General features: G+C 42.4%; 17 protein-coding genes. 13 read left to right on the top strand and 4 right to left on the bottom strand.

The features are described 5' to 3' along the window. Positions 1-36: 36 nt before the first annotated feature. The 6 genes from QUA43_RS16925 (at position 37) to QUA43_RS16900 (ending at position 4,250) form a co-directional block, all read left to right on the top strand. Positions 37-1,056: an IS4 family transposase gene (locus QUA43_RS16925; RefSeq protein ID WP_333375389.1), complete on the top strand. Its 1,020-nt coding sequence runs from the start codon at positions 37-39 to the stop codon at positions 1,054-1,056. Positions 1,057-1,167: 111 nt separating this feature from the next. Beyond that, complete coding sequence (locus QUA43_RS16920; RefSeq protein ID WP_333151703.1) at positions 1,168-1,503, top strand: DUF3846 domain-containing protein; 336 nt, start codon at positions 1,168-1,170, stop codon at positions 1,501-1,503. 23 nt (positions 1,504-1,526) lie between these two features. Then, a complete protein-coding gene (locus QUA43_RS16915; RefSeq protein WP_333151705.1) occupies positions 1,527-2,180 on the top strand; it encodes a siphovirus Gp157 family protein in 654 nt (217 codons plus the stop codon). Positions 2,181-2,546: 366 nt separating this feature from the next. Then, positions 2,547-2,864 (top strand): hypothetical protein, encoded by a 318-nt coding sequence (locus tag QUA43_RS16910; protein WP_333151707.1) that lies wholly within the window; start codon positions 2,547-2,549, stop codon positions 2,862-2,864. Positions 2,865-3,189: 325 nt separating this feature from the next. Then, positions 3,190-3,510, top strand: coding sequence for a hypothetical protein (locus QUA43_RS16905; RefSeq protein ID WP_333151711.1), 321 nt, complete (start codon positions 3,190-3,192; stop codon positions 3,508-3,510). 107 nt (positions 3,511-3,617) lie between these two features. Then, positions 3,618-4,250, top strand: coding sequence for a hypothetical protein (locus QUA43_RS16900; RefSeq protein WP_333151713.1), 633 nt, complete (start codon positions 3,618-3,620; stop codon positions 4,248-4,250). Between the two features lie 956 nt (positions 4,251-5,206). On the opposite strand, the gene QUA43_RS16895 is transcribed toward QUA43_RS16900, so the two are convergent. Continuing rightward, positions 5,207-5,389 (bottom strand): hypothetical protein, encoded by a 183-nt coding sequence (locus QUA43_RS16895; protein WP_333142813.1) that lies wholly within the window; start codon positions 5,387-5,389, stop codon positions 5,207-5,209. Between the two features lie 251 nt (positions 5,390-5,640). Between QUA43_RS16895 and QUA43_RS16890 the strand changes: the two genes are divergently transcribed. From QUA43_RS16890 to QUA43_RS16860, 7 genes are all read left to right on the top strand, one after another. Next, positions 5,641-5,832: a hypothetical protein gene (locus tag QUA43_RS16890; RefSeq protein ID WP_333142812.1), complete on the top strand. Its 192-nt coding sequence runs from the start codon at positions 5,641-5,643 to the stop codon at positions 5,830-5,832. An 868-nt stretch (positions 5,833-6,700) separates the two neighbouring features. After that, positions 6,701-8,080 (top strand): GNAT family N-acetyltransferase, encoded by a 1,380-nt coding sequence (locus tag QUA43_RS16885; RefSeq protein WP_333142811.1) that lies wholly within the window; start codon positions 6,701-6,703, stop codon positions 8,078-8,080. Next, positions 8,077-8,910 carry a hypothetical protein gene (locus QUA43_RS16880; RefSeq protein WP_333142810.1) on the top strand — a complete coding sequence of 278 codons (834 nt, stop codon included), beginning with the start codon at positions 8,077-8,079 and terminating at the stop codon, positions 8,908-8,910. Before QUA43_RS16885 ends, QUA43_RS16880 begins: the two co-directional genes overlap by 4 nt. 689 nt (positions 8,911-9,599) lie before the next feature. Next, positions 9,600-12,860 carry a hypothetical protein gene (locus QUA43_RS16875; protein ID WP_333375384.1) on the top strand — a complete coding sequence of 1,087 codons (3,261 nt, stop codon included), beginning with the start codon at positions 9,600-9,602 and terminating at the stop codon, positions 12,858-12,860. Positions 12,861-13,183: 323 nt separating this feature from the next. Beyond that, positions 13,184-14,053 carry a hypothetical protein gene (locus QUA43_RS16870; RefSeq protein ID WP_333142808.1) on the top strand — a complete coding sequence of 290 codons (870 nt, stop codon included), beginning with the start codon at positions 13,184-13,186 and terminating at the stop codon, positions 14,051-14,053. A gap of 2 nt (positions 14,054-14,055) precedes the next feature. Next, positions 14,056-15,321, top strand: a complete 1,266-nt coding sequence (locus tag QUA43_RS16865) for an ATP-binding protein (RefSeq protein ID WP_333142807.1) — start codon at positions 14,056-14,058, stop codon at positions 15,319-15,321. Between the two features lie 20 nt (positions 15,322-15,341). Further along, complete coding sequence (locus QUA43_RS16860; RefSeq protein WP_333142806.1) at positions 15,342-16,454, top strand: phosphoribosyltransferase-like protein; 1,113 nt, start codon at positions 15,342-15,344, stop codon at positions 16,452-16,454. Between the two features lie 16 nt (positions 16,455-16,470). On the opposite strand, the gene QUA43_RS16855 is transcribed toward QUA43_RS16860, so the two are convergent. The 3 genes from QUA43_RS16855 to QUA43_RS16845 are packed head-to-tail and all read right to left on the bottom strand — an operon-like array spanning position 16,471 to position 25,302. Continuing rightward, positions 16,471-22,269 (bottom strand): DEAD/DEAH box helicase, encoded by a 5,799-nt coding sequence (locus QUA43_RS16855; RefSeq protein WP_333142805.1) that lies wholly within the window; start codon positions 22,267-22,269, stop codon positions 16,471-16,473. Next, a complete protein-coding gene (locus QUA43_RS16850; protein WP_333142804.1) occupies positions 22,262-23,584 on the bottom strand; it encodes a hypothetical protein in 1,323 nt (440 codons plus the stop codon). Before QUA43_RS16850 ends, QUA43_RS16855 begins: the two co-directional genes overlap by 8 nt. A 23-nt stretch (positions 23,585-23,607) precedes the next feature. After that, entirely contained in the window at positions 23,608-25,302 is a 1,695-nt protein-coding gene (locus QUA43_RS16845) for a hypothetical protein (protein WP_333142803.1), read from the bottom strand. Positions 25,303-25,565 lie beyond the last annotated feature (263 nt).

Here is a 25,565-nt window from a genome sequence, read left to right as displayed (position 1 = left end):
AATTGCAGAGTTATAAATTATTAATAATCAACTGAAATGCTATTTTCTAACTTCCCCAAAATTGTCAAACGGTATCTCGCCCATTTACCCAAAGATGATTATCCAGTTTTAGATAGCTTCACATTTGTCTCCTGCTGGCTAGGGTTTAGTTTTGACCAAAGTCTGGATACTATGCGTTCCCTATTTTCCCGTTTAAACAGTCGAGATATTTCCCTAGATATATCAACTTTTTCCAAGGCTAGTAAGCAGAGAGATATTGATGTTTTTGTAAAAATATTTGAAAGATTACAAGCCGATATAAAACGTCAATTAATTAACAAAGATTGTCTCAGCTTATTCCCTTTAGATTCAACGATAGTTACCTTGACAAGTAAATTACTATGGCAACAGGAATACCATCAAGTAAAATTATTTGCTGGAACGGACAATAAACGGGGAATAATTGATGGAGTACACATTCATTTTGGCCAAGGTCATGACAGTGAGCATGGAGATGAAACTATAGCAGCCACACCTCAAAATGGAGTCGCTGTAATGGATAGAGGTTTTTCGAGTTCTGAACGCGTTCAAGCATTAATGAAACAAGAAAATCAATATTTTGTACTACGAATTAAGAATAATTCTACTATCAACATGAAGGAGGATGGAACTTATGAAGTGTGGAGTGACCAACGAAAAGTTCAAGTAAGATTAGTGACTTTTTCAGATTTAGAAACACGAACTGAATTTAGGTTTGTCACTAATTTACCTGAATCAGGAGAATTAGCATACACTAATGAAGAAATTGGAGAAATTTATCGCAGACGATGGCAGATTGAATTGCTGTGGAAATTCTTAAAAATGCATTTAAAACTGGCTCGTATAATTACTAAAAATACTAATGGAATCAAGATCCAAATCTATGCCTGTTTGATTTGTTATTTGTTGCTTCAGTTAGTTGAAGTTCCTGATGAAATTGGAAATAAACTCTTAGACAAATTACGATATTTACAGGCTTTTATGTGTGAGAAAATTAGCTATATTCACTGGTTTAAGGAACTTGTTTTCAATTGCTGAAATCAGCATTTTATAGGATTCGTATGTCTATTTTCAGAATCCTATCAATAAGCGTTCAACACTTCTGAAGTAAAGGGCTACCGCTAGGGTGTAAAAAATAGGGAGTAAGCTATGCTCTACGCTTTGATTAATTCAACAGGAATCCATCGGCTGGAAGTAGAAGAAAAGTTGGAACTTGCAGATTTGCAAAACCGAGTGGGCATTGCAGGTGAACCTGCGTTCATAGAATATGTCCGGAATCAATTTCCAGATCCCGCGATAGACCTAATCTGTGATGAGGAATTCTTATACAAGGAATTGCCCTTAACCTGCATTACTCGTCGCAGTATTGCACTTGGCGGTCAAGTGATTGCTACTGCCTGTACGGATGATGGTGAAACAATAGGGTTGACCGAAGCTCAGTTTCAATTAGTCGCGACAAATCTGATTATTGCGAGCAGGATCTAATCTATCATGCCTCAAGTTTGCGCTTGGGGCAACTTCCTTACCCCGAAACTCCTGAAACCGACTCAATTGTGCAGCAAGCATGGCAACACATGAACCCAGACCAACGTGCTCTGATTTCCAGTCGCTGTGAGGCTCACCGAGGGCGCACTAAGTCATTGCATTTACTTACTGTAGAACTGGAGGACTTGGATAAGCTAATCGACAACATCGAAGGTGAAGAAATCACACCCGAATTAGAAGTAGCGGTGCAACAACTCTTAGAACAACGGGGTAGTACCTACGAGCAATGGCTTTCCAAGGTTGATAACTACTGCGCTGCCATTACCAACCGCCATGCCCTGAGCCAACAACGTAAATCTGAAGCAGAACGCCTGAATAAACTCGCAGCTACCGACAGCAAACGAGTGAATTGGATGAAACAGCAACTCAAGAGCTGTCTCAAATCTCAGGGTGTCAAGAAACTAAGGCTGCGCCGCATCCACTTAACTATCAGCAACAATGGCGGAGTTTTGCCCCTCAAACTCCCTTGTGAAGTAAATCAACTTCCTCCCCAGTTTCAACGCATTGAAGTATCGCCCGATAATTCAGTCATCCGACAAGCCTTGGAAGCGGGAGATATCGAAGCTCAGAAAGTTGCACAATTCGGAGGACGCGAAACTCATTTGAGCGTTTTATAGATTGCCATTAAGCAGCAAATAATCACTTTTTACCAAGGACTATTTCCTGCTGAATGTTAACATAAAAACAAAAGTAATTTTAATAAGATAGCTGTCGCTAGTGTAGAAAAAACACTAAGTTAAAGGTACACAATGCACTGCTGTTTAGGGTTAGATTGTCCTCAAATGGGTTTAGATGAAGGCGGAGAGTGGGGAGCCTCTCATAGTTGTAAAAACACTTATTCTGGCTCCTTCCTTCTTCCTTCTTCCTCTTTCCTCCTGGCTCCTGGCTCCTAACTCCAATTTCTAGCTTGGCTGCAAAAGTGAGATGTTCCCGGAGAGTGCATCAACGAAGAAAGTTGCTACCGTTACACAGAAGCTGGGAATTTGTACGAAATAGTGCTACTCAAAGGATTCCCAGGTGCGGTGTATCTTTGCTGGCATAGCAAGGATAATGCGAACACCGAATGGACTGATGAAAAGTGGGGGTTCAAGCACCTCAACAACTGCGATTGGTTGCTGCACAGCAGCGCATCATTGAATGCCTTTGCAGAATGGCAACACGCCTATTACAAACTAAGCTCTAGAAACAATACCAAGTATGTCCGCAGTGACTTATTTGATGACTTTGAGTATTTGAGAAAGCAGGTAGACCCAGACTACGGGAAACGCCAAGAAAGCAGCGCTCTCATCCTATTTGAATAACAGAACACATAAAAATGACCAGAAACATTCACACATTCCTCAGAACGGCTTGCTTCGTGAGATGCCGTCACCATTCCCATCACGAACGAGGATACACCTTAAAGCATCATAAACTTGAGGGCATCATTCAAGTTTGGTTCAACTCTTTTGAGCTGTTGGATGAGGCAGAAAAAGTTTTGAGAACAGAAGGGCTTGAACTAAAGATAACTTTGGCTGATCAATCTAACGGCTGTTTTCTTTCGCTCGATTGTTAGATAACTACTACACTCTGGGATTAATGGAGTCATAAAAGATGCAGATTTTCTCATTGAGGAAGTACAATCCCATGTCTCATTCCAATCGGATGGTATCGCGCTATGAGTATCCCAACTGCTATCACGACAATGTGTATAACTTCAAAAAAATGATTTATCCAATCAACCCGTTTGATGATGGGGTATGGATTGAAGCTAGTCGGGTTCCGCCTGAAGTGTTCGTGCAGTCTATTAAAGTAGAGTTTATTCTGAGAGATGCGAAAAATCCTTGGCTGAATGTCATCAAAAATGATTCATCAGAAATGATGGTTCGTGTTGATGCCCAATGGATTCAAACATTTAAAATACCCCGATATCTGGGAGGTAACTCAAATGAAATAACAACAAAATAAAGAGCAATTCGTTGTTGAGCATTGACTAAAACAACGGTAGATATTGAATACACGAAAGGCCAAAAAACCAGCGTTTCCATGCCCTTTTACTTGAACAAGGAGGAATCATGTTAGGAACACACTTCATCGAATTACCCGTAGCGATGCCACCCATGTTACCGGGGATGGTGGGAGTCAACAACACTCAATACTTTGCTCTTTATTACCAAGGAAGCAAAGCCACCTGGAGTAATGGCAGAGCAATGGCTACATTTAGCTACTACGCCGTGTATGCGCCACTGATAGAACACATAACTCTCGCAATCCACTTAGAATCTTACAACTTAGGCTCTGATGATGAATTGCCCGAACACGCAATTTTATGCGACACTGTTCGCCATAAAATGTATGTCGGCGCGTACAAAGAAATCGATTATTTCCTGTTACAGCAGCATCCCCATGAGCCGTCCCAGTTGACCGCCCAAGAGTTTGAAGAAGCCGTGAAAGCGGTGGAAAGTATGACCTTAGAGCAAATGCAGCGTTTGGGAATGTTCGAGATGTTCGGCAACACCAATCCCCAAGCGCGCCTCGCAACCGCAGAATTGGTGCAGTGGCTAGACCAACAAATCACCGAAGAATTGATACAGCAATATATCCAATTAGCTAATCTGGGTAATTGGACAGCGGTGAGGGCATTAGACACCCTCAAGCGTAGAATCTCAGAAGGTAAGAAATACCACCAGCAATTAGAGAGCAACTAAATTATCTATGCCGGAGAAGTCTCGATATTACAGCCCCGGCATGGGTACAAAACACCCATAGTGTAGCAAACGCGGAGTTAGCCCATGAAGCGATTGACTTGGAGGGATAAAGCAATTTATTCAGTAATTTTCTCGATGCTTGGCAGCTTTCTAAGAGTAACGAAGACCTTTAACAACCAGCCGGGAAGTCCCTCGGTATATTTAGAGGGGATTAATCTGAGCGCTGCGCGAAGTACCCCGAATAAATTACCGCAGGGACTTCCCGGCTGGTTGTTAAACAAAAATACGAAATTTCCTCTTCAACGGCGAACACGCTCGCGCTGGAAAACTGTAAAGCTACCTTTAAACAAAGTAAACGGACACCAGCGGATTCGGATCGGATACATTGTTTCATGCCGATTCCAGAGAGCACTCCATAATATCCCAGTCAATGCCATCATCGGGGAACAAGGATAATTGCCCTGGCGATACGTTTGATTGACCGCGATTGTGATAGGACAGGTGACACGCGGTACACAGAGCGATTAAGTTTTCTGGGCGATTGTCCTCCGGTATCCGATTGCGATGGTGCACCGCTAAAGTTAAGGCACATCGTTCAGATTTGGTTAAGCCGCTTTGTTTACCGGGTCGGAGTTTACCGGGTCGGAGGCATTGTTGATGGCACTTTGCACAACGCCACCCCGCGTTTTCTTTCACCGAAAGCGCAATCTCTTGCCAATTGTCGGGATATCTCTTTGGTTTAGGCATAGCGGTAAAAGCTCATCTTTTCAAAATAGGGCGATCGCTCTGTTATCGAAGTAAATTCAATTCAAAGTTGTCAGCAGTCAATGTCAACTTCAACGCTGTCTTAATTCTCCCACAGGAATTCTGCCAATAAGCGAAAATCTTCAACGGTGGGCTTATACTCGCAAGCTACTTCCCATGCTTCGGTTAAAATAGCCCATTGTTCGGGAGTCTTAGGTTTTTGGCGCACCAGACAGAGTGAGGAAATTGGTTTTGATGCGGGCTTCTGATGGGTTAACCCCCGATTTTACCAGTTGTAGTTCAAATGATGGATGGATGCTGCTGGCAAGGATGTCGGCATAGTCCATTTCCAGCAAATTGATTTGTTCGATCGGCCAGTCAGTCATTCTCTGCATTCCATATTTCTTAGTGCCTATCTGCCATCATTTCACGCTTGTCTCATTCTTGAGCGATCGCCAAGTAAGAACACACAAAGTACACAGCAGCAGAAACTCGCTTGACGATCGCACACAGTCCCAGCGACCCCTGGGTTTTTTAGTTGGTGACTTTTGGGATGACGAGCGTTGGTGAGGAAACTTGAAAAGCAGTGGCTACACAACTTCTGTTAAGCTTGCTAGATTAGCGAGTAGTCTAAAAAATCAACCCTATGAATTCACTAACCTTTTTGCACAACATCAACATCAACAGCGCCATCATCAGCGTTTTGAACTTGGTGCTGTTTCTTGAATTGACGATCGCCTGTTGCCGGGGAATGTACCGGGGTTGGACGATCGGTGAAGCAACTGTTGGCAAAATATTCTTACTAACCACGATCGCTGCAATCATGTTTCGCTTCTGACAATCGTGGCCGCATGAGTTTGCGGTGTTAAGTGTGTGGCCTCAATGCGCGTTCTGGGTGTTTGCTGGGGGATTAGTCGGCTGCACTTCCAAGTGGGGTGTCGAGCGAGTGTTTTCCCGTTGCTGATAATTATCGTTCCGAACTATCGCTTTACATCGAATCTCTAGCTCGCAACATTTGGAATAGCCCAGTGCTGAGGGGGTTTCGTACTTGGAATAAGTTATTCCGCATTGGGGACATCAATTAGTAAACAGCGGGTAAGCGCCTAAAAGTTCTAAGTGTTGCAGGATAAGTTCGCCATTCTAGTAGCTCGCGCTCTCTTCCATAAATTATCCATCCAGTTTTGTGTTGGGGCTTTCTTAAAAATCCGGTTAAGTGCTGCTGGTGTTGTGATCTGTTAACACTTGTGCTATATTCTGAAGTCTTTATCCTTCTAAAATGCTTAATTGTCGTGCAAGTACCGGGTGTGACAGTAAGAGCCAGCCCAACCCTTGCTGGTCATAGGATGTAGCCATGACATCCTACTGATAGGACTATGCAAGTAGCATACGCGAATCAGCTTGTAAGGTGTGTCAGACTCTGATTATGGATAGATTCTCACATTATCAGGGGGTTCTTATCGGGTCTACCTTATTAATTGGGAGACTTGCATAGCTCCTGGTTAAGTAAGTTATTCTATCAAACAATTAACTAATCAAGATGTAATGTTTTAGTCCAAAAACTTAGTAATGCAAAAATTTAATAAAGTCGTAAAAGTACAATACAATTAATAGTATAAATTTTACCGCAAGCAACAAGTGTAAAATTAACAGGTGCGGACATCGGCTACACTTGTCTACGTTCGTTGGTTGGAAGAAGTGAGGTATGTGTGCAGACTAGGTGTTTAGAGTCAGAGGTGGTATTTGCTTCGAGCGAGGAGCTAGTTCAGATTAAGGTGCTTGCCGATGTGCATCGGCAAGAGATAGGCTTTGTGAATCGGGCAGTCCTGGCAGAAGCGATCGCAAGTCGTGAAATTCTTTACCACCCCTTCGGCTTTCTCCATTTTCATCACCGTCGAGACAAGATATCTACTCTTTACCATCTTTGCGTTTCCCCCGACCACCGCAGGCTAGGCATGGGTCGTCAGCTTATTTGGGCATGGGAAAAACACAGTAGGAAGTGCGGTATTACAAAACTGCGCCTAAAATGCCCCCTGGACATAGAAGCTAACGGGTTTTACAACAAGATGGGATTTGATCGGGTTCAAATTGAACCTGGTAAACGCCGCTCTTTGGTTGTTTGGGAAAAGATATTATGCTCTAATATTCTCCTGACAATTCCCAAGTTTGTGGCTGCCGTAAGTGCTGGCGGCCCTGAGATTGAACGCAGTCGGCAGTTGTGGAATTCTAGCGGTGATCGGCGTAATCCCTTTGAAAACGTTCTTTACTCACCGATAACGTGCCCAGCTTCTACTACAGAATACTTTCGTCAACAAAAAGATGTGGGAAACATTTCGGAAGTTTGGCTAGATTGCGGTGCATATCAGGTGCAACAGGGGAAATTTACTTACGATCGACTGCTGGAATTTTTAGATAATTTTTATCGCAATAATACTTGGGCAGATGGGTATGTATTGCCCGATATTGTACCCATCTCAACTGATTCAGATGAAATAGTGGAGTACAAAGTTCGCGAAACGCTTTACCATTGCGAAAAATTTTTCGGTAAAATGCCTGTTTATGTACAAGAACGCGCGATCGCCCCCGTACACGGACGCACTATCAACCAAATCAATCGCTGCATTGAAACCTATGCAAAAATGGGTATTACCCGTATCGGCTTTGGCTCTTGGGGAACGTCAGGACCCAACGGCAGCGTTAATATGATTTCTGAATCTAGTTTGGCATTGTTTAAGATTGTTGGCAGTATCGCCCGCGAAAAAAACATGAAAGTTCACTGCTTTGGCATTGGCGGTCCAAACAGCTTTTATCGCCTCCGCAACAACTCCCTTGTACCCCATAGCTTAGATAGCTCAACCTGGTCAAAAGCAGGAGCCTTCGGCAGCATCTTTTTTCCGGGTACTTCTCAAATTCAAATTACCGTTAGACGCGGTTTTGAAACTACTAAAACTGGTCTAGAGGAACTCAAAAAATCTACGCAACATTCATGTTACTTTTGTCAAAGTATTGATAAATTGAGAACAAGCCGAGAATATCGGATTATGCACAATTTAACTGCTTGGTTAGATACTTTAGAACGCGCTTTATGAGCAATAAATTAACTTTACATATTCAGCAAAATACTACGCTAGAAAGAGTAGCTATAATTCTTGATTTTTTGAAAAATAAAGAAACAAATTTTGAACAACTTGGAGCTAGTTGTAATTTAGGGCTTTCCGTTCTCCAAAAAGTGGTATTTCCCTTCTTGCGAAATCTTTCAATTATTTCAAAAAAAAATCCCCCCTCACTGACACCTCTTGGTCAAGTTGCAGCTAAAATTCAAGAGTCTAACCCCGAATTGCTAGGAGATTTTTTACATTTAGTAATTTATAATCTACACCAAGAAGAAGCTGAAAAAAGGTTTTCTTGGACTTATGCTACAGTTGTACAACAACTCTGGTTGCGAAAAGAAGTTGTTTTATCACCGCCCGAAAAAAAGTCCCTAGTTGGAGAAGTAATTGAAAAGGCTGCTGTGAAGTTTGAACTACCTACCAGTGAAATAGCATTTAGTGATACGAGTGTGGCTGGTGCCCTCAATTGGCTGCGATCGTTATCACCCAGTGTTATAGAACCAGAAGGCAAATACGAACACTTCAGCCGTCGCTACTTCAGTGCCGCTCCTATTTTACTTCAGGCAGTAGACACAATCTACAAACAGCAACAACGAACCTATGGAGTCAAGATTTTCTTGCGAGAAGAAGTTCAAGAGGCTATTTGTCAAATGTTGTTGCTAGATCCGAGCGGATTAGATGGTAGCATAGATAATGCTAAATGCACCTATGATTATGATCGAGGTGGCTTCTTTGACTGTGGCTATGAAGGGGGATACGGACAATGGGTAATGCTAACTCAATCCCCTGAGTGGACTCAATTGCTTTAGCTAAGTATTAGCATTCTCCGAGACACACTTTATATTTACAATCCATGAACAGATTATTAGAACAACTAGACTCTATCCAAGCAATTGTCGATACAGTCAATCCCTCCCAGATAGAAAATGAGCCTCAAGAAGTAGCCAGAGTTTATAATCTATATGCCACCACCTATAACCCAATTGAACCCGTAAAAACTCTAAAAGACCATTTGATTGAGGAAATTGGTAAGGGTAAACCTGTTACTGGCTACCTTAGTGCCGACTATGGGTATGGTAAGACAGCAACACTAATTTATTTATGGCAGCAGTGTCAGGATCATAAGATAATGGCGGTGCCACCTTTCAAGTTTAAAGAGCTGGGAGATTTGATGGTTGCCACTTATGGCTGGATAAAAACGCGCCTCAAACCAGAATTTCTTCCTCAGATTGAGGTACTGTATCGCAAATATGGCTTGAAGTCTCAGCAAAATATAGCAGCAGACATAGCGCTTAAGTACAAGTTATCTGAAGAGAAAGCTTTAAAAATTATTCAACAATTAAATACTGACACCACAAATACTGATAATGTTTTGAATTTTTGGCAGGAGACAGTTTTTCTCCTCCGACAAGCAGGTTTTGCAGGTTTAGCAATATTTGCGGATGAAAGCCAAGAATTTTTGCGAACAGAAGAAGGTGCTAGCGTTCGCATCCAGATTTTGAGCGATTTAGTTAAAGGAATGCGAGCTTTGGGTTCTACGCCTGTTGCATTAATTCTAAGTATGCCGACTACTCCGACTGAATCAGCTATTGAAGAACAAGCTGGTGATATTATTCACCGTATGAAGGAACAGAAAGTATCTCTTAGATTAGCTGGTGCGTACAGCTCTGAGTTCCCAGCAAAACTGTGGAATTATTTGTGTACTAATTTTCTGGAAGACAAGGCGCAGCAAAATCACTTGGCACATCCAGCAACAATTGAAAGTTTAGGGCAATTATGCGATCGACAAAACTTCAGCAATGGCCCTCGCACCGTCATTGAAGTATTTAAACGCATCATCCATTTTGCTCCAAATAATCAGCGTCCCTATACTCCTTTAGATTTGATTCAGGATTATCTAGAAGGACAAGTACAGTTATATGGCACGGAACAACACAAAATTAGCAATACTATCAAAACCTTGGAGCCGTTGATCTCCTTTCCAAAACACCCCAAAGGACGAGAGGTAATCAAGCTACTCGCTGGTTTCCCCTCAGGCCTTTCTGAAAGTGTAGCTAAACAATTTCAACTCTTAAAGGAGTTGAAAAAACTAGCAGAAGATGACAATTTTTACGGGCTGCACATTATACAGCCGACTGAGCGCACTTTTGCTTTAGTCGCCCTTCTTCAGACAAGCATTCCCACAGTTGTAGATAAAATTCTAAATCGATTTCGTCAGCAATGGTTTGGAGAGTGGAACGATACTCAAAAAGAAGAGATGGCTACAACGATTTTCAAGTCGGAAATTATTTCTTTACTCTTCCCACTTTCTAGAACTGGTCAGAAAGCCAATTGGTCTTGGCGTTATAAAGGGGAGTGGAAGCAGGATAGATTCGGAGTTTTTAATTTATTAGAAGGGGCTCCAGAAAAATATAATGCGGATTTTCCTAAGCGTTCTCTTGTTATCAGTGTCGGGAGTAAAGAATCTGGTTTAATGAGGTTTCAATCCCCAGAAGAAACTCACTTAGATTGGCGGTTTTACTTTAACTATGAGCGAAAAGCAACCGTCGTTCCACAAGTTTTAACTGCGATCACCGGAACTAATCAAGTAGACTTCCATCTTCAGTTAGGTCGAAGTTTTGAAGGCGAATATCCCACATCATTCGGCTTACTCCGCAAAGTCATGGCTTCCGAACAATGTTCTGTTTGTACGCTGCTGAGTTTGTCTCATTATATTCAAGACTGGCTCTCAAAAAATCCTGAAGTCAGTAAAGCCGATCGCTCTAGATTAGAACACCATCGCCAAGAGTGTCACCAGTATGCCATGCGATTGCTGTTTCCGGCGATTTCGCCTCAAACTTGGGAAATTGGGGGCCTCAAGGGGGTAAATGGCTCAGACAGTAAACTTATCGAATCAGTGTTCTATCAAAAATGTAAAGCCTTATTTACCGATTATAAGTCTTTCTATAATAGTCTGAACCCGACGTTACGTAAATATAAGTTCCTCTTGGAAAAAATACCTTTATCTGTTCGCAAAGGTCGTCAGTTATATCAAGTTTCCAAAGAAGAATTTGAAAAATTGTTTGAAATGGGGAGTTCTAGCCTACCCAGTGTTTTAGCGGTTTTCAAACAACATGGCTTGATGAGTGGGGAAAAAATTGCCAAGCGGAAAGAAGGAAATTCCCAAATTAAATTTACAGAACATCCTTTGGAATCGTTTATTAAAGAGAAACTGCAATCACAAGGCAGAACACAAACAGTTGAGACGGCGTGGGGACAGCAAGATGTTAAAGCATTAGAGTATTCAAAGTTATGGAAAGCAGTTAAACTGCTTGGCTATCTTGAAGACGAGTTCCAAGAAGCTCTTGAATGGTTGCAGCGGCGACGCTACATAGAGTGGGCGCGTTCAACGGATATTATCCGCGAAGCCAGTTTGGAATTAGAGCCAGAGGAGTTAAATGGTCAATTAAAAGAACTCCGCGTTCGGGTTTCTTCGTTACTTGAAAGTTTTGATGAGACGATTTTACGTGAAATCAATGAAAAGATAAATGAGGAGGAAAAAATTCTTGATGCTAACCATGAGTCAGAGGTAGCTCTCGACCAAGTTCATAGAAATATCCAAGCCGAACGGGAGCTTCTAGAAAATTTTTGCATTGAGAGGCGCTCAACCCTGCAAAAAGAACTGCGTGGAATTAAACTCAGGCTAGAAAAATTTACCTTAGACTTGAATGCTTCTAAAATTAGTCAAATGATTGAGAGTGATAGCGGCCTAGAATCTTGTCTCAATGACTACCGGATAATTTTGGAAAGGCAAGTAAATCAGCTAGATAAAGATTGCCAAAGCCTAGCTAGTTCGCTTAAAGTAAATGAAACTGATATACTTGCATTGCATCATCAGCTAAAGCATTGTCAGCAGTTTTGGCTAACTTGCGAACCCACTAAATTAAGGCTTGAGGAGTTGGTAGATGGTTTAGAGAAGTGGCGGATTATTCTAAATCGAGCACAGATGTTACGAGAGAATTTGAATAAAGACCCAGTTCGCTTGATGCGTTACGATGATGACTTTGTTGACCGGGTTGTTAAGCATTTTAGCAACAATCAGCTTGAGAGTTTTAGACAGTACGATTTACTGCAACAACCTTTGGTTGAACTTGAAGAGGAAATTAATGGTGAACAGCGCTCGCGTCGAGAGGCTTTCGAGCAAATGCTTAGTCGTTACGAAGTCTTACTGGATCTAATTTCAATTAATGAATCTCCTTTGAAAAATCGATGCAAATTTGATGATGAAGACCGGGATGGATCTTACCACATTATGAAAGGAGTTGTGTGGGAAAATTTGCAAAAATTCTGCGAAGGTTTGGTTTCAGAATGGGAGCAATTGGAGCGTGATTTTTCCTTTATTTCCCAAGAACGCGACCACGATATGACAGAGTTTTTGAGTCAACTCACTGATTTAAAAACACAGCTATCATTACAAAGAGAACAGTTGCCATCTGCGATCGACAGCTTAGCCAACCTTGAAGAACAGATAAACGAACTCAAATCTATTTTTGAACGCGGTCAGGTTCTTCAGAATAAATTGAAAGAAATTCATTTTAAAAGAGATGAAAGCCTTCTGGAGGAAGAAAGACAGCTTTTAAATGCCATTAGCTCTGACAACAGTGCGATCGCCATTAGCCAACTTCGTCAAAATTTGCCACATAATCAGGAGGTATGGGAACTCTTAAAGACTTTGTACAAAAAGGGACATCTAGAGATTATGCTTCGCCGTCGGGATTAATCTTTAAAGAGTGAGGACTCCAGCTCATTTGTTAACAGACTGCTCGCGATCAGCCTCTTCCGGCAGATGGTGTTTCTACCACTTCTGTTCGCTCCAGGTTGCGTTAGCAAAGCTTACCGAGGATCTGAGGTCTATGAGTTCTCCTCTCAAGGCGAGACCATAACGCTTTAACCAATTGCCTATTCGCCAGATTTGGTGATAACCTTGAGAAGGTAAGCTGCCTTCAGGAGGTCTTAACCCGTATAGCAGAGAGCAGTAAAATATTGTGACCTTAGTGTTTACTGCAATAGACTCAACCTTTTACTTATACGCTTAAAGGTACTATGTCCAAGATAATTCCAGTTTTTTACTTACCAAAAGAGTATTATGAACAGGACATGAGGGTACTGGCGGAAGGGCTTGTAGCTAATAACGGTCAGATATTAAAGGCTGCATTGTCTTGGTTGGAAGGTAAGCTAGTTACTCATAAGGCACATAAAGGAAAGCCAGTAGGAACCCCCATGTCTGCTACAACTATAAAAAACTATTTAGCTGGTTTTTATGTTCTCGATATTTATAAATTAGATGGTCAGTTATATTCAGAAACTACGCCTGAAAAAACCAGAGCATCAATTTCGGTTCAGTCTAAAATAGAAGTTATCAAGCCCTTAGAGACTCTGGCTAAAAAGTCTTCTTCTCTTGAAGTTTTTAATGAAAATTTAACTCAAATTTGTTCTCAATATTCCCCAATGGTTAAAACTTACAGTAACGATAGATTTTTACTGTGTGAAAAGTATCAATTATCAGAAAACCCTGAACTTGCTAAACTTCAAGAGTTATTAATACAACATTGTGGCTATAGCTATGTTGGTAATCCAGGGGTGGGTTATCTCGATCTGTTTTATAGACACAAGATACAAATTGACAATTACTTAAACCTTTTAGACTTTATTTTAAAAAATTATCGCGATATTGCCCAGAAAAGTCTGGGTCTAGTTCCAGTTGCTCAGATTCGTGATAGAATTATGACGCAAGGATCAGATTATACGGAAGAACACTTTAAAAAACATCTGATTCAGTTGCAACTGACTCACCGCATCGAATTAAGGACAACCAAGTCTCAGCTTGCCCGTAATATGGGAATTGAGTGTATTGACATTCGAGGAGTCAATTACGGATTTATCAAACTTCTAGAACCTGCTATTGCTGTCTAAGTATGTCCTATCAAGATGTTAAGGGAAACCTTGTACCGCCTGCTCTAAATCCCTACGTGGCTTCTGGCTCTGCTATGTCAGTATTAGAGCAGAACTATGAATTTACAATTGTTCATACAAAGTTTATTGACAATCTCCTGGAAGAGGTTAGACAATCACTCAATATAAAGAGACCAATAAAACTATTTTTTGTTGGAGATTATGGATATGGCAAGACAACTTTATTAAATCTTATAGCCAAAGAATTTCATGATAGACAAGGCATTTGCATACCCATTAAATTCTCTGAGATAGTTACGCCTATTGCAGCGTCCAGCCAGCCAGATAAGCACTTTGAGAGTCTTCTGGGAGCTATTTTTACCAAGATGTATAACGTTTTGATTAGAGAAGGATGTTTGACTAAACAAGATGAAGTATTATTCGAGAAGATAGAGTTTATCGATTTATTTGAAGTTTTTTTGGAAATGCTGAATCGAACGCAGAAACAGAATATATTAATTGCTTTTGATGAAGTAGAGCTCCTCTTTTCCAACCTAGAACTAAAACTTTCATATTTTATGACTTTTTTGCATGGGTTGTCCGAAAAATTTTCAACCAGACCGGGTTGGGGATTGTGTATAAGTGTCACTCAAGAATACTACAGTCAAATTATTTCAGAAGCTAAACAGTTACAAGAGGCTAGGTTTAACTTTAAAATTATAACTCCTCTACCTTTCTCCGAAGTGAAAGAATATATAGAAACAAAAAACAGTTCAGTTACTTTGAGAACAACTGATAAAATTTATCCTTTTGAAGAAGAAGTAATTGATTTTATTACAGTAGTCTCTGGAGGGGTTCCAAGATATGTAGAAACTATTGGCCAATTGCTTTGGGCAGAAGCAGAACCCCACCACACTTTGGTTAGTATTGAAACTGCTAGAAGAATTTTCAGTAATACTTATCGAGTTTACGCCTTATCATATTTCTCAGAGTTACGGGACAGTTTCAAGTTTTCGGAAGAATCGGAGGCTTTTTTGAATATTCTCTTTTTTAGCGGTGGGAGAAGGCAGTCTATTCCAGAGCTTTTGAAATTGAAGGATGCTTGTTCAATTTCATATTTTTATGGACTGTCCGATGAAAAAGCTGATTATAGGTTGAATAGAGCACGTGTAGAACTTAAAAATAAGTTAGGATCTGAGTATTTAGAAGTGTTTGGGCAAAGACCATATAGGTACACCCTCACTAGCTTAATTTTCCAAGATATCTTCCGTTCCCGTGAAAGAATTTAATAAGAAAAAGCGTCGAATATATGACCCAAAAAGATTTTAATCAGTACCTCAACTTAAAGGGAGATAATATAACGAAGGAAATTCAATTATTGCGAAGAAAACTGTCAGATATAATGAACCCCTATAGAAGACCTATATCTTCTATTTTACCAGAAGAACGCCAGGTAGAAAATTCTTTATTATTTGACGATATAGATATTGAGGCTTGCTATGAGAGGTTTGATAGTTGGGATGGTTCTTTGTCAAAGAAAAAAATTCGGGATTGGATTAATCAGTTTGAAACAACTCTAGACCAAAACATAGCATATTTACTCCTGAGTAAGTTTCAGTTTTTCTCCAAAACTCATATTGAATCAGCTAGTCAAAATTTACAGAAAAAGTTACTTGACTTACTTCTGACAAAAGAGAATCTTTGCAAAGCTTTTCGTGACGATCCTAAAGTTGCTTTGAAAGGTAATGAAGCTGAATTTAAAAAATGGTTGAGAAATAAAATTATTAGATATGCTGAATTACCTTCACCGCCGAATACATCAGTGGAAAGTCAATACGGCCTTTGGGGAATTTATGAAAGGTCGGCTTTGACGGCAACTAGCGTTCCTGATGGCAAAAAAATTAGACCTCTGAGCAAGTATTTTCAAGCAGGTACAGAAAACTATGAAACATCAGTTTTTGTGTTTATGGACTATACTAACGGTTCTGGTAATCAACTCGCCAAATGTATTAGAGAAATCAATAAGCTACTCAAACAATATCCTGCATATCAACAGTCATTGTTTATCTTTATGTATGTAGTTCAGGCTACATCATTCAACTTAGCTAGTATAGAATTTGCTTCTGAGAACAGTGAGACTATCTATTATGAATCGATGCTCGACTATAAAAGCCAAGAAATTACGGATATTCTCGACAGCCACCAAATTTCTAAATCAGAATATGATGATTTCATAGAAAAATATTGCCTGCGTGCTTCTGGAACATCATCCGTAGGCTATCGTGAGTCGGGAGCCTTAACCTGCCATCATTATAGTTGTCCCAATAATACATTACCTTTTTTTCATAAACCCAGTACAAATTGGGAACCGCTTTTTAGAAACAGTCAAACACCAAGCGCCACTCGCTATAAGCAAAAATGATTTGCTAGACAAAAATCTACGCACAATCTCCCGGTCGCCGGAGAACCATAAATGGGTTGGCAGGCTCGACCTGATAACCAGGATACTGCGATCGCGCGCTCGCCACCGCTGCAATCCACTCTGGATGGTCATCATTCCATAAAGGATGTCGAATCATTTTGATTGTCCGCCGTCGAGCATTCTGGTGCACGTAGCCAGTGAGAGTCTCAAACTGCACTGGTGCACCATAACCCAAGCGTTGAAGTGCGGCTGGAATTGGAACTTGCACTAAGTTGAGCCAAGGATTCTGAATATTGCCCCAAGAAGAGTTGAGATCGATCGCCGACGCAGGATTAGACACCAATCGTGCCATATCTAAAGCCAGTCGCCAATCCAATAACCCGTGATAAGCCAGATTTTGATAGTCCCGCAAACACAAATTGCAGGAAGTATCACAATCACTTCCGTGCTCGTGAGGAGTCGTCCATTTCCAGGCAATGCTGTTTGAAATTGTTGGATCTGCCCGATCCATCAGTCGTTGAAACTCATTCGGTTGGGCGAGAAATTGGCAATATCCAGCTCCATTTTCCAATTGATCGCAAAGAAAAGCTTGACCTATAATCGCTCCATTCTGCTCTAATGAACGAAAACCCGCCTGCAACTCCAGTGCATCCACATCGAGAAGAGAAGCAGCCGCTACCCGCAGCCAAAACGCGAAAGAATACCAAGCAGCACGACCTTCAACTGTAGTTGGATTGGCAAATATGCCATTAGGCCATTCCTGAATATTTACTAATAGGATATCTGTTTTACGTCGAGATAGTAGAGCTACCCGATAAACCGCTCCAGATGTACTAACCGAACTGTTTTGCTTAGATACAGCATAAGCTCCTGATTTATGTCGATTATCAATCCTAACTCTTTCGTAGAAGTCAAACCCTCCAGTGCCACCATTATCATTAACCGAAATGATATTGTCATTGAATGCAGATACAGAAGCATTAAGGACAGATGCAGGCGTGCCATTATTTGCAGGCGTGCCATCATTCGGAGGGATACTCAAAGAAGGTCGTGTCGATCGCGGTTGCCACTCAAATTGCCCATCAAAGTCCTCTGGTTGCAAGTCTGTAAAAAATGCCTTGGGTTCCCTGGCATCAATGTAACGCATCGCATCATTTACACCACAAACTGGACATTGAGTTGTTGGCGATCGCTGACCGCCAGGGAGTGGTTCATTTAAGGTTATGTACGGGTAGATTACCGCTTGACAGTTACTACAAAGTCCGAGAGATTCGTTGCCCTGAGTGAGTGCTGGGACTAAGCCTGGTGCGGTCGCAATTGTGTTGCCTTGAGGATACAATTCAACCACACCACAAGCAGTGTGAACCGCCTTATCTTTGACAGTCTCAGATCCTGGTGCAAATTGGCTGATAGCCACATCAAGGTTGCGATCGACTATTCCCGTCTCTGGTGGCCATTGAGCGCCCGGTGAGGGCCAGCGCGTGTAAAGCAAACGCACCCGCGTTGGAAAACCAAACATCGGTAATAACCCCGCATTTGCCAAACGTTCGCTCAGCGCATTCTGAGTGTATGTAGGGTCATTTACAACATTTTGAATGGCATTTATCAGGTTTTGGCGGAGATAATTCAACATTTGAGAATTACTAGCATTCGATAATGTTGTTTGCACCCGCAAAATATCCAAAACTGACAAAATCTTCGGTTCATTGGCTGGATTGTTTAACCAATTGGCGATCGCTACTTCATAATTAGCCCAATTAGCAACATCACCAAACTCACCGTGTACGTTGTCAGTCCCACCTAAAGACGCAGTGATTCCTGTGTCTGTGAAAGCTTGCCTTAACACTTCTTTGATGAGGACGCGCTGGAAAATTTCTTGACTCTTCATCTCAACGTAGGGCGGTGGCGGCGGATCGCCTGTGATGCTTTCAGGACGCTGGAAGTAAAAGTCATCGTGACTTCGGCCTCGACAGAAGGTAACAGCTAATGAAACTCCCGCAGAACGTCTGCCAGCACGACCAACTCGTTGCTGATAATTAAATCGGCGGGGCGGCATATTTGCCATCATTACTGCTAGCAATGCACCAATATCTACCCCCGCTTCCATTGTCGTTGTGACGCTCAATAAGTCGATACCCTGAACCCGCAGAATTTCTTGATTGATAGGGATGTCTTGAAATAACTCCTGGCGCCTAGTTCGCTCTTTTTTGTCAGTTTGACCCGTTAATTCCTCTGCATTCATGCGGAACGGCTGACCTGATTGCTCTGAAAGATAGGTATAGTAATCAAAGTCGCTTGTTGTCTGTCCTGGTGTCAGATGAATTGTGGAAGTATTCGGATTGTCAAAACGGCGATCGCTGTTACATTCGGGGCAAACTCCAGCAGCAGGTTGAATAAAGAAAGCATTGCATTGCGGACAACGGAATCCCGGACGCGAACCATCAGAATTTGCCGGGGGTGGTAAAACGAGATAGAGGCGATCGGGATCGAGTATAAATCGTTGACTTTGAGATTGATTTGAAGGTTGGATTGGAATGACTTGTTGTAACTGATGCTGCACGTCGCTTAGTTCAAGGCCCGTTCTACTAATGTACCGTTGAGCAAACTTAGGCAAATCTGAATTATTGTCGAGACGGACATGGGGAAAATAGCGATGTAATTTCCGAATTCCTAATTGTCGAATCACTGCTTCAGTTGCTTCAATCAACGGAGTTCGGTTTCCTTGATATTGATAGCTAACCCAACCCTGTGCCAGTCCTTCAATAGTCCGAGCAATGTGGGGGAAAAGAGCATACATCAACTCTTCAGTTAAGAGAGCTTCCAACAGGTCAGCATGAGCTCTCTGTTCCTGGGTGCCGGGAATAACTCGTGCGATTGGATTAGCATTCCAGTTGTAGCAATCAAACCAAGGAAACCTTTCTACTCCCCTTCCCTGTCCGACTGTATAGGTCATAGTCCGAAAGCTGGGTCTGCCCGGACAAATGCCATAATTGAGAAGGCCATCTCGAATCTTATCCCGCAAATTCAGAAGAGGAATTCCCCCTGGGTAGCGCTCTAGTAATCCTAGCCATTCGTCACGAGCCTGCTGATTACTTGAGGGCAAATCATCAATCCAGTCTCTTGCTTCATTTACCAAAGCCTGATTAGTATTGCGAAATCGGTTGCGCCGAACCATATCATCAGGCTGCGGATTCGCAACAACAGCAGTGTAAAGATCTGGGTTCAATGCCTGCAACCTAGTAAGTGCTGTCTGGTTATTTGCAGAAGTAATGCGGAGGAAGCCTACAAAGTCATTCCAATAATCTTGAAAAGACTGAATCAGCAACATCCGCGCCATGTCGCGATAATGATCGCGCTCCATCCCTGCAGCTAGCTTGGCGGCATCTTGACGGCTGTCGGAAAATATGACCAGCTTGCGAGACGATCGACTGGTGGGGCTTATTGGTGCTGGCATTTCTCTCAGAAGTCCACTGGCAAGCACTTGGCAAGCTTTCTGAAATCCGGTGCGGTGGAAACGCAGGGGAGTAGGAAATTTGTCTCGTCTTCCGTAGTCAGCATCACAGCGAGGACATTTACTTGGCAATGCTCGTTCTTCTGGATGATTGCCTGTCACTTGATAGAGCCACCCTGGTATTTCTTCATCTACTTGTGGTTGAGTGCTATTCTGCGTAAGTGCGCCTGTAGTCCGATTTAACTTGGCACGAACCCATCGGCGTTTTATTTTATCAAGCGTCCATTCTGGGTCTTGTGGCTGCGTATCCCAAACAGGTGTCTCTCCAGGCAAAGGCCAAAAAACTCTATAATTTCCGTAGCGTTGATTGAGAGTAATACGGTCAGGGATTCCCTCTAAATCGGGTTGATCGGGTGTAAGAATTTCTACATTTGTGTTTCCTATTCGTTGAGTAGTTTTGTTGTAGCCTCCAAGAAAAACCTCTCCACACACTTCACAAATAATTAAGTCCAAAACACGAGAACCACAGGAGCAGCTAAGGCGATGAGTGGCATGAATTGCACCAACAGTCGGAGGATTCGGAGTGTTCTGCCTTATATTTCGATCGACTGGTGAATGGGTACAGTTAGGATTACAGCAAGCCCATAAGTTTTGCAGGTTGCGGAAGAATAGATGACCGCGTACAGGTTGAGGCGATCGCCCCGTACTCACTCGTTGAGACATTCCCAGTCCTAGAAGTAGCCCCCGCATCGCATCAGATACCAACCCATTACTCGCAGCACCAGAGAAAATTTGACGGTCTAAATCTGTTGGATCATTTAAGTGTTCTGCATCTATAACTTTCGTAGCCCTCACTGTAGGGTTAGGATTACTTGGATTAAGCAGACGATCGACTTCGCGACAAGCATCTCTCAGTACATCTGCTGCGCCTAAAGTAGCCAGTGCTTCTCCAAGATGTTGTTCCGCACTTAGTCCAGATCCTGCCGGTTGTCCAAGCTGCATAGCCAAATTAGACATAGCATTCCGCACTTGATTAGATGCTGAATTTGGCGGTTGCATTTCCTGCAATGGGTCAGCTTGTACTGACTGAGCAAACTGGGCAAAAGCATTTTGATAGGCCGAAAGATTGAATCTTGCCCCTGGTGTTGGTGGGGTTTGTTGTCCTGTGATGAAGTCAAAATTATCGCGGCCAAAAAACTCACGCAAAAAGTCTCTGCCCTGTTGATTTGGCTCAAGGCTAGCTGTAGTCGTCAAAATCCGTAGTTGTGGCGAGTCTGGTGTCAATCCCAAACGCGAATACAACAATCGCAGAATATAAGCAACCTCTGTCCCCGGCGTACCGCGATAAGCATGAAGTTCATCAATAATTAGGAAAAATTGGTTGTCGGGATTGTCAGCAAGCCAGTCACAAGTAGCATCAAAAATATTGTTCTCAATACTCCGCATCATCATAATGTTGAGCATCGAGTAATTAGTAATTAGAATATCCGGCGGACTATCTTGCATATCCCACCGAGACCACATTTCACCGCCATCAAGTAGCGGTTTGTAGTAAGGCAAATCGGGCATATCCTGAAGCCAAGACGGATTGTTTTGGATATCCGTATCTCTCTGTCGGCGCTGCTGTTCTAGTTCCCTTAATTCATTTTTCAGTCGTCTGATACTATCGTCTTTCTGTATGCCTGAAACTGGTGTTTGTCCGGTGTAGCGTCCAAAGGTAATTCTATTTCCCCCTCTGTTTTGATTTAACCACTGGTGTACTGATGGCGCTTCTAGCGCTTTTCTCAGCCGTCGCAACTGGTCTTCAACTAGCGCGTTAAGAGGATAGAGAATCAAGGCACGGAGGGCTTTTGGTCGGGGTGTATGCGCCCATTGAGAGATACGGTCGCCATTAGAATTTACATTGTTATCCCACCAACGATGATTTGATGGCGGTTGGCGATTAGCCCCCCAAGTTTGGGATTCCCTTGCTAACTGTGCCAAAAGCGGTAAGAGGAAACATTCGGTTTTACCGGAACCCGTACCAGTAGTCACGACTAAATCTCGCTGGTTAACCAACACTTCCCGCAGGCTTTCCCATTGGTGTTGGTAAAGCTGGACTCCCGGATCGAAAATCATTTGCCCAAGTTGTGCCAAATTGTGGTATTCGGAGGGCAGTTGATTGGCTGCGGCTGACAAATTCATCCCCGATGATGGATAAATCGGGACAGGCTCAACTAAGGGAGGCTGACTCAAGATACCTGGTTGCTGGAGGAGGCGATCGCGTTCATCAGCCAAAGCGCGGTAACGCAGGGGAAAGGCACTTTTGATATATAGCTGATAAATGCGATCAAGTCTTTGATATGCGCCAACTAAGTCATGCACTGGCAGGTACCTCTTCGCACTTTACATTAAGTTTATCAGTTAGCAGAGAAATTACTTCCATCGGCACGTTCTCGTAGAGCAACCAGGATTTTTGATAAGTTGGGAGTTGTCCAGATGCTAGCACTAGCGCACGTTCGTAAATTTCAGGCCAACGCTGGGAGACAGGTATTGCTAAACGCCAGCTAGCGCGATCGTAACGTGCAATACATTCAAAGCCACTGTGCTGCAATGCTAAAAATCGTAGACCATACCAGTCGCCCTGTCGCCAACTAGCGCTTTCTTGGTCATAAAAGAGTGTATAGCCAGGACGATCGCTCTCCTCTATCCTCCACATCTGGTACATACCTGTTTGATTGGGAGAGATACAGCTAATAAAATCATTACCATCAAAGCGCTTCCACTCGTATATACTCGGCACAATTCCCTGCAAGCTTCTGAGATTCTGCTTCCAAATGTCAAGATTTGGTATAATTTCAGCAAGTCGGCTCGATACTTCCCCAGCGTAAAGGATAGAAAACTGGCTTGTAATTATATTAAAGTCACTCAAATTGAGACGAATGCAAGGCGGTGCGTCTCTTCTTGATTGATGACTGGAAATTATATCTGTATATTTTTCCAACTCCTTCAGCAACTTGATGCTGCGTTGACCGCAAAGAAGAAATTCTGGAGAGTCTGATTTAATCTTAACGAGGGCTGTAGGAGCCATAGACCATCGTGTACCGTCTGAAGAAGACTCAATATGCCCAAGCAACCTAAGCCTCCGTAAAATGCGTTTTGGTTCCTCAAGTCTCAGAGTATCGCAGGCTTTTTTGAAGGATTCCCACGTTCCGCTACCAAGGGTAGATAGCCAGTAGAGAAGGTGTTCGTAACGCTGGGAAAGTGCCTCAATATCTGGTGACGATTGATTGATAGGCGATGAGGCGCTCGCCTCAAATGGGTTATCATAGGTAACTTTCTCTACAGGCTGATAAGGAATAGGGTTCGTGTAATCGTAAACTTCATGGGCTGCCCCAACCATAGATTTTATTTGTTCATAGGTGAAGCTCTTATTGCCGGGAACTGCCGAAGTTTTAAAACAGGGAAATTTGAGCAAATTAGAGTTTACAATTTCTTGAGGTATTTCTCCTAGGGTACTACTTTCAATTGCTAGAAAAAAATAAAAGCTTTTTCTAGAAGTAGCTCCTTTTTCCAGTCGCAGAAGTGGCACATATTGACTGATATTTTGGTGTTGTATGTGTTTGGAAACTTCCTGGATAAGTTGTTTTGGGTTCCCTTTGTATGAAAATCCTCTGTACCAACGTTGAATTTTGGTCATTTTACTTTTGAATTTATTTAACTTTATTGAGCCAATGACTGAAGGACGCTGCCACAAATATTATGACTTGAACCGATCGGCATCACTTCACAACTTGATGGTTCTACTATTGACAGACCACTCCAATCAACAATTCTGACAAAGCGCTCGCTAGATTCACCTCCACAAGTAGCTTTTACGAGATAGTCACCTACACTAGGAAAGTTAACTACAATGGGAATATTTGTACTTTGCTGTAACTTTTCCCAAATTTGGGAATCATCCGATAATCGAGTTACTTGTAACTCAACTGTGGGATGGAAACCAAAGATAGTTACTAGAGGGCTATGTCCCTCTAGCCATGCACCCAATTGAGGTACGCGCAAACCACCTGAAAAGCTAATAGATAAACGGACACTGGGTTGCAAAGCATCTTTAAGTTCTTGACTTTTGATAAAGACTGCATCCCAAGCTTGGGAAACAACCATGCAGGTGTGAATTTCAAACCAGGTAGAATTTTTAAATACTGGTTGTGCTCCACCCTGCCATTTCAATAGCTGCTCATCTTGCAACCGTTGAATATCTGAGAGCAGTTCTTTTTTGTAGAGTAGGATAAATGGCGTACCGAGGGATGGCGTTCCCCAAGAAGCATAGGCTCCTGAATCTGGGTTATCGGGATCTGGAATTAATATCCAAAAGTTACGCTCGGGCAAAATTAGGGAATCCAGGTCTGTAGAACAACTAATTTGGTATCTTGCACCGCGATCCAATTCATTCATATTTATTGGATTTTTTAGAGGGAAATACCATCCAGCGCGTTCGTCCCGAAGCTGGTGAACGTTATCTCTGTACTGAACTTGTACCGATTCTACTGGTCGCCCTTTTAGCTGTTTCGGGTAGAGATAGTAATCAATCTGGCCCAAGAATGGATCTTCAGTGCGATATAAACCTGCAAAAAGGTAGCGGCTCCAGGTGCGTACTCCTTGTTTTAGTGTTACTGGTTTCCCCTCATTTTGCCATTGTTCGTAAACTTCGTGAATTGCTTCGGCAACGGCTTCATAGCGCTGCCTGTTGTCCGTCAGTAACTCTTTTAAGTGTTGGCAAAGCCTCGGCGTCTCGCGGCGGACATGAGTAAATAAAGTTTGGGCATCCCATTGGGCTGTCCATTGCTTTTCGTTAAATATATCTAGAAGTCGGTTTTTATCAGCGTGGCGTAGAAGAGATTGCGAAATTGGATAATTTATATAGGTAGTTGGACCACCGCGACCCCGAACTGCTGAAGGTAAAAATCCCTGTTGCCTTAGCCAAAGATTCCATTCTTTCCATAGCGGTTCTTCAGCAGCGGAACCAGATTCCATGCCCGGTGGACGACGAGCGTCGGACAGACCTAAAATTTTCTGCAATCGCCGGAAGTAGTTTAGTTCTGATATTTTTTCTTCCTCAGCCATCTGATAGGCGGCTAGGACTGTGGCACTGAGAAAGGCAATACTTTTGGGTAAACCGTCAGAATCACACCCTCGCAAGTTGCTCAAATTAACTTGTTGGTCAATGATGACTCTTTTCCTTACGGCAATCAAAAAGTCATCGCGACCGTTGTTGACGCCCGTATCCTTTCCAAATTCTAGACCAATACGCTCGAGTACATCGTCGTCAACGCTTACGTAAAGTTTAGTACCGCGCGGTACGCCACTGGTAAAGTAAGACACTAATGCTTGGTTCCATTCTCTGTAGCTTGCCATTGCTGTTTTCGCTTCTTTGGCTTACCATCTGAGCCGTTTGTTTAAATTATCCCAGGTTTGTGTGACTATTGGTAGTTAATGAGATTCAGCCTGGCGTTGCTGAATACAGGTATAAATTCAAGATTTCGGAATGGGTATAAGCTAAGTAGGGTGAGTTTTGTAACATCAAGCGAAAAGTTGATTCATACCATGAATGAGCAACGCCTAGAAACCATTAACTCGATAGGTTTCGATTACCAGAGTAATCACCAACCCAATACAAA

The organism is Microcoleus sp. N9_B4, assembly GCF_036701635.1.
Taxonomy (GTDB): domain Bacteria; phylum Cyanobacteriota; class Cyanobacteriia; order Cyanobacteriales; family Microcoleaceae; genus Microcoleus.
This window is presented reverse-complemented; position numbering and strand designations above follow the sequence as displayed.

What these genes read in the sequence shown, in the direction of transcription:
- QUA43_RS16925 (WP_333375389.1), top strand. Translation starts at nt 37, where the DNA reads ATGCTATTTTCTAACTTCCCCAAAATTGTCAAACGGTATCTCGCCCAT.
- QUA43_RS16870 (WP_333142808.1), top strand. Translation starts at nt 13,184, where the DNA reads ATGTCCAAGATAATTCCAGTTTTTTACTTACCAAAAGAGTATTATGAA.
- QUA43_RS16850 (WP_333142804.1), bottom strand. Translation starts at nt 23,584, where the DNA reads ATGACCAAAATTCAACGTTGGTACAGAGGATTTTCATACAAAGGGAAC.
- QUA43_RS16860 (WP_333142806.1), top strand. Translation starts at nt 15,342, where the DNA reads ATGACCCAAAAAGATTTTAATCAGTACCTCAACTTAAAGGGAGATAAT.
- QUA43_RS16865 (WP_333142807.1), top strand. Translation starts at nt 14,056, where the DNA reads ATGTCCTATCAAGATGTTAAGGGAAACCTTGTACCGCCTGCTCTAAAT.
- QUA43_RS16900 (WP_333151713.1), top strand. Translation starts at nt 3,618, where the DNA reads ATGTTAGGAACACACTTCATCGAATTACCCGTAGCGATGCCACCCATG.
- QUA43_RS16845 (WP_333142803.1), bottom strand. Translation starts at nt 25,302, where the DNA reads ATGGCAAGCTACAGAGAATGGAACCAAGCATTAGTGTCTTACTTTACC.
- QUA43_RS16920 (WP_333151703.1), top strand. Translation starts at nt 1,168, where the DNA reads ATGCTCTACGCTTTGATTAATTCAACAGGAATCCATCGGCTGGAAGTA.
- QUA43_RS16895 (WP_333142813.1), bottom strand. Translation starts at nt 5,389, where the DNA reads ATGCAGAGAATGACTGACTGGCCGATCGAACAAATCAATTTGCTGGAA.
- QUA43_RS16880 (WP_333142810.1), top strand. Translation starts at nt 8,077, where the DNA reads ATGAGCAATAAATTAACTTTACATATTCAGCAAAATACTACGCTAGAA.
- QUA43_RS16890 (WP_333142812.1), top strand. Translation starts at nt 5,641, where the DNA reads ATGAATTCACTAACCTTTTTGCACAACATCAACATCAACAGCGCCATC.
- QUA43_RS16905 (WP_333151711.1), top strand. Translation starts at nt 3,190, where the DNA reads ATGTCTCATTCCAATCGGATGGTATCGCGCTATGAGTATCCCAACTGC.